Origin of the sequence: Flavobacterium sp. Arc3, from assembly GCF_041431375.1 — a bacterium.
GTDB lineage: Bacteria > Bacteroidota > Bacteroidia > Flavobacteriales > Flavobacteriaceae > Flavobacterium.
Genome location: NZ_JASMRI010000015.1, coordinates 95,010 through 101,020 on the forward strand (window position 1 = coordinate 95,010; position 6,011 = coordinate 101,020).

Here is a 6,011-nt window from a genome sequence, read left to right on the forward strand (position 1 = left end):
TTAAATTATTTCGCTAATCTGATTCCGTTGAATTGCCAACGCATATTCGGGTGAAAAAAATTACGGTACGTTTTTCGGCTGTGTCCTTCTGGAGTTGCAACTGAGCCACCTCTAAGAATCATTTGATTAATCATGAACTTGCCGTTGTATTCTCCTAACGCTCCAGGAGATTTATTAAACCCCGGATAAGCAAGGTAGGCACTATTTGTCCATTCCCAGAGTTGTCCCCATTGCAATTGATCACTCGCTATTTCCCACTCAAATTCAGTAGGCAAGCGGCAGCCTTTCCATTGGCTATATGCAAACGCTTCATAGAAACTAATATGCATTACGGGTAAATCAAGAGCCACTTTATCTAAACCGTTCAAGGTATAATTCCACCACTCATTATCTATTTTGTACCAATATAATGGTGCTTCAATTTTATTTGTGTTTACCCAGCTCCATCCTTCATCATGCCAAAAATTAAAATCTTGATATCCTCCAGTCATAACAAATTCTAAATAGTCTCTATTTGTAACTAGTTTATTGCTAATTTCAAAATCACCTACATATACTTTGTGTTTTCCTAATTCATTATCAAAACAAAAAGTACTTTCTTGATGTCCTATTTCGTAGAGTCCCGCTTTAATTTTGATGAAATTCTCTTCTTGCGTTTCTGCTTTAGTTTTAAAACTATTTTCATATACAGGAAATGTGGGTTGATTCCCTAAGATATATTTAATGTCGTAGACTAATAATTCTTGATGCTGCTCCTCATGATTAAGGCCTATTTCAATAATAGCTAAGATTTCCTCATTTAGGTTTGTATTTAAAAATGCTACCATAGCATCAGTGACATATTTTCTATATTTATAAACTTCGTTAACAGAGGGCCTCGTCATCAAACCTCTCGAAGGACGTAAAACACGCGTACCCACATTATTATAGTAACTGTTGAACAAAAACGAAAAATCCTCATCGTAAACAGTGTAAGCTGTAGCATATTTTGTCAATACAAATTCTTCCCAAAACCAAGTAGTATGTGCTAAATGCCACTTTGGAGGAGATACAAATTCACTCGCTTGAACCGAATAATCTTCGGTAATCAAAGGTTTACACAGCTGTTCTGAATTTTCTCTAACTTTTAAAAAACGATCAATCATAAAGTATTTGATTCTATATTAATTAAACAGCATGTAAGATACGGAAATAACTTTTCTTAAAATTTCATTTGAAAAGGTATCTTTTATAAAATTACTATATCGAACCCAGAATTGCCAACGGTGTAAAAACTAGCAAAACTTGTTTTTACGATTTTTGTAACCACCAATTTTAGTATAATAAACAATGAAGACTAATGCGTTTGAATAATTTATTGCTTCTAAAGATTTAATCAGTCTTTTAAAGTCAATTACAAATAGCAGTAAAACATATTGAAGCAGAGGAATACCTATAACCACAAGAAAACCTTGTAAAAAGGGGTTTTTAAAATTAAAAAACAGATGTAATTCATTGCGATTTTAATCTAGCAAACTACATATTCGAAAATTTCAAGCGAGCTTTTTTATTGGTTTTCAATTCTACTTTGTGTACTCCTAGAAGTATTTAAAATAAAAAGCCACGAATTCACTACTTAAATTAATAAGGAATGAATTCGCGGCTTACTTTCTATTCTTTTTAAGAACTATACTTTACCCTTTAAAGCTTCAGCATCAATATCGCTATGAGAAACATCATAAACTGATTTTCCGTTCTTAATCAAAAGCAATTGAGGCGATTGATGCATAACACCAAAACGACTTGCTATTCCATTAGAAATATCGCGGTATGCTATTAAATCTAAAAAATAAGGTGTAACTTTATCTGAGAGATCAAACTCATTTTCAAATTGTTTCAAAGCCATTCTACTAATACTACAGCGTGTGCTGTGTTTGAAAATAACGACTGGCTTTTCATTAGAAAGAGAAATAATCTCATTAAGCTGCTCCAAATCAGTTAAAGCATTCCAATTCATTTTAGGTCTAGAATCATTTTGTTCCTCTGAGGAACTACTAAAGATATTTTTAAAAAAACTCATATTTTGTCTGTAATTAAGTCATTTTGACTTGGTTATATGATAAAAATCATGTTTTTAACGCCATTTTGTCTGTACTATTGTAATGGAATATAAATTGACTATCAAGTTGTAAAGTTACCAAAATAACTCCAAAAATATAAAACCATGAACATAAATAAATTTACTATTAAATCACAGGAGGCTATCCAGCATTCACAACAGCTAGCTGAAGGCTTTGGTCAACAACAAATAGAAAATGAACATTTATTCAAATCCATGCTTGAAGTGGACGAAAATGTGACACCTTTTATTTTGAAAAAGTTAAATGTAAATGTGCCGCTATTTATACAAATTTTAGACAGCACGATTCAGAGTTTCCCTAAGGTAACAGGAGGCGAAGTGATGTTATCTAGAACAGCAAATTCTTCTTTGAATGAAGCAGAGAGCATTGCCAAGAAAATGAACGATGAATTCGTTTCAATCGAACATTTAATTCTTGCGATTTTTAATTCTAAAAGTAAGGTTGCCCAAATATTAAAAGACCAAGGCGTAACCGAAAAAGGATTGAAAGCAGCGATTGACGAACTGCGAAAAGGAGAAAGAGTGACTTCGGCTTCTGCCGAAGAAACGTATAATTCATTAAATAAATACGCTAAAAATCTTAACGAACTAGCCAAAGCAGGGAAATTAGATCCAGTAATTGGTCGTGACGAAGAGATTAGAAGAGTATTGCAAATATTAACCCGGCGTACTAAAAACAACCCGATGCTTGTGGGAGAGCCCGGCGTAGGTAAAACCGCTATTGCCGAAGGTTTAGCACATAGAATTGTGGATGGTGATGTTCCAGACAACCTTAAAGACAAAATCGTATTCTCACTAGATATGGGGGCCTTAATTGCAGGAGCTAAATACAAGGGAGAATTTGAAGAACGTTTAAAAGCAGTCGTAAAAGAAGTAACTGCTGCCGAAGGAGATATTGTTTTATTCATTGACGAGATTCATACACTCGTAGGCGCTGGAGGTGGCGAAGGTGCGATGGATGCGGCAAATATTTTAAAACCAGCATTAGCACGTGGAGAACTGCGCGCTATTGGTGCAACCACATTGGATGAATACCAAAAATATTTTGAAAAAGACAAAGCGCTCGAAAGACGTTTCCAGAAGATAATTATCGAAGAACCAGATACTGAAAGCGCGATTTCAATCCTGCGTGGTATCAAGGAGAAATATGAAACACACCATAAAGTACAGATAAAAGATGAGGCAATTATCGCTGCTGTCGAATTATCGCAACGCTATATTACAAATCGTTTTCTTCCAGACAAAGCCATTGATTTAATGGACGAAGCGGCTTCAAAAATACGTATGGAAATCAATTCAAAACCAGAAGAACTAGATGTTTTGGATAGAAAAGTAATGCAACTCGAAATCGAAATTGAAGCCATTAAGAGAGAAAAAGACGAAAGTAAACTCAAGATTTTAGGAATGGATTTAGCCAATCTAAAAGAAGAGCGAAATGAAATTTATGCCAAATGGAAATCAGAGAAAGATGTTGTCGATAGTATTCAAGCGATAAAAACAGAAATTGAAGATTATAAATACGAAGCCGAAAGAGCCGAGCGCGAAGGCGATTATGGTAAAGTAGCCGAAATTCGTTACGGTAAAATTAAAGAAGCGCAAGAGCGTCTCGATGTTTTACAAAAAGAACTAGTAGAAAACCAGGCTGGTGGAAGCTCCTTGATAAAAGAAGAAGTGACCCGCGAAGATATTGCCGAAGTAGTGGCTAAATGGACTGGAATACCAGTGATGAAAATGCTACAAGGAGAACGTGAAAAGCTCTTGCATCTGGAACAAGAATTACACCAGCGTGTCGTAGGTCAGGAAGAAGCGATTGAAGCCGTAAGTGATGCCGTACGTAGAAGCCGTGCCGGATTACAAGATATGAAAAAACCCGTGGGTACCTTTTTATTCCTTGGAACAACTGGTGTTGGTAAAACCGAATTGGCAAAAGCATTAGCAGAATACCTGTTTGATGATGAAAATGCCATGACCCGTATCGATATGAGTGAATACCAGGAACGCCATAGTGTGAGCCGTTTAGTGGGTGCGCCTCCAGGATATGTAGGATATGACGAAGGCGGTCAGTTAACTGAGGCGGTACGTAGAAAACCCTACTCTGTAATATTATTAGATGAAATAGAAAAAGCACATCCCGATACGTTTAACATCTTGTTACAAGTACTAGATGAAGGTCGATTAACCGACAATAAAGGACGTCTAGCCGATTTTAAAAACACCATTATCATCATGACTTCTAATATGGGAAGCCAGATCATTCAGGAAAAATTTGAAAATTTAAAAGGCAGCATGGAAGAAGCCACAGAGGTCGCAAAAACGGAAGTTCTGGTTTTATTGAAACAAACTGTTCGTCCAGAATTCATTAATCGTATCGATGAAATCGTGATGTTTACGCCATTGACTAGTGCTAATATCACTAAAATTGTTAGCTTGCAACTTAAAAGTGTGACTAAAATGCTTGCACTGCAAGGAATCACTATGGATGCTACTCCTGATGCTATTGCGTATCTGGCCGAGAAAGGTTATGATCCGCAATTTGGTGCCAGACCAGTGAAACGTGTGATTCAAAGAGACGTTTTAAACAGCCTCTCTAAAGAAATTCTAGCCGGAAAAATCGTCACAGACAGTATCATCTTGCTTGATGCTTTCAACGGAGAATTGGTTTTTAGAAACCAAACGGAGCTAGTAGAATAATTTATTATTTGTTATATTTTTTTGTAGTATAAAACACCAGTCGAAAGGCTGGTGTTTTTTTATGCTGATTTTCAGGAGCAGAAATAGTTATTCTAAAAACACCATCCCTCCTGCTATCCACTTTATCTTTATCTCCTCGTTTTAAGAACGAGGACATAAAGGATGCCGTTGCTATCAGGGCTAAATTTAAAGTGTATTGCATTTCAATACCAAAAAGAGTAATTAATAAGAAAAAAACACCAAAAAAGATGTATATATTTGATGTTATATACAAGTTGGCAAACAGTTTAGAAAAACCGAAAAGAACCGAATAAATGATTGGAGAAATAAAAAACATAATTGAGTTGTTTTTGGACAAATCAAAACATTGGACTTTAAGAGCTGGAATTTTCATATCTGTTATTGGTGTTTTATTTATATTAGATTTCACATTAGATATAAGTTATAATTATTACGTTAGCAGAAAATTAGAAAATTTAGAAAAAATACAAACATTAAAAAAAGACTATTGTAGCGATACAATTAAACTTAAAAAAATTGTGTATTTGGAAAATAAAATAATGAATAAAAAACATTATTCAGAATTGATATTTTCTGACTTTTCTTTACACGATTTTTCTTTTAGCTATGAAAAAAAATCGACTATTGCAAAAACAAAAGACCAAAATCCGACTAAAATAGTCACACCAAAAACTACAACTAACAGCCCAAACATACCTTCATATTTTTGGATGTTTGTATCTTCAAACTATTTCTTTCTTTTAATTTTTGTGATTCTAATTTTTCTTCCATTATTCGGAAAAGACCAGCGGACGTTAAAATCGTTAACTGGATGGTTTGCAGGACTCGTTTCATTTTCTTTAATTATGTTTGTTGTTACTTGGATTGCTTTTAAAATCCCAATTTTATTCGGAAACCCGATTTATAATTATATTTTGAATGCTATAATACAAACTATATTTATTGGCGTAATTGTAAATAATAGTGATAAAAAATAAAAAACCGATTTGCCAACAGCTGTTTTGAGCTAGCTGGAATTTAGTGGAATTGTCGTTTCGCAATCATATTTTCGTTAAGCCGAAAATTGAGCGGTTACGAACTTCCAGCCATCTCAAAGCAGCAAAACGTTGTGCAACAGTTAATGAAAACCGAACGTAATAAAATGAAAATTAAAACATTAGTATTATTTATTTTATCAATA

Annotated in this window: 4 protein-coding genes; 2 read left to right on the forward strand and 2 right to left on the reverse strand. The window is 34.4% G+C overall.

Translation table 11 applies throughout. From position 1 onward, the window contains the following. Positions 1 to 5 precede the first annotated feature (5 nt). Complete coding sequence (gene egtB / locus QO200_RS12410; protein ID WP_371540657.1) at positions 6 to 1,145, reverse strand: ergothioneine biosynthesis protein EgtB; 1,140 nt, start codon at positions 1,143 to 1,145, stop codon at positions 6 to 8. 521 nt (positions 1,146 to 1,666) lie between these two features. After that, positions 1,667 to 2,059 (reverse strand): bacillithiol system redox-active protein YtxJ, encoded by a 393-nt coding sequence (gene ytxJ / locus QO200_RS12415; protein WP_371540659.1) that lies wholly within the window; start codon positions 2,057 to 2,059, stop codon positions 1,667 to 1,669. 144 nt (positions 2,060 to 2,203) lie between these two features. Here ytxJ and clpB point away from each other — a divergent pair, with 144 nt between their 5' ends. Together clpB and QO200_RS12425 are read left to right on the forward strand one after the other, a co-directional pair. Continuing rightward, positions 2,204 to 4,810: an ATP-dependent chaperone ClpB gene (clpB, locus tag QO200_RS12420; protein ID WP_371540662.1), complete on the forward strand. Its 2,607-nt coding sequence runs from the start codon at positions 2,204 to 2,206 to the stop codon at positions 4,808 to 4,810. A gap of 314 nt (positions 4,811 to 5,124) precedes the next feature. Then, a complete protein-coding gene (locus QO200_RS12425) occupies positions 5,125 to 5,808 on the forward strand; it encodes a hypothetical protein (RefSeq protein ID WP_371540664.1) in 684 nt (227 codons plus the stop codon). Positions 5,809 to 6,011 lie beyond the last annotated feature (203 nt).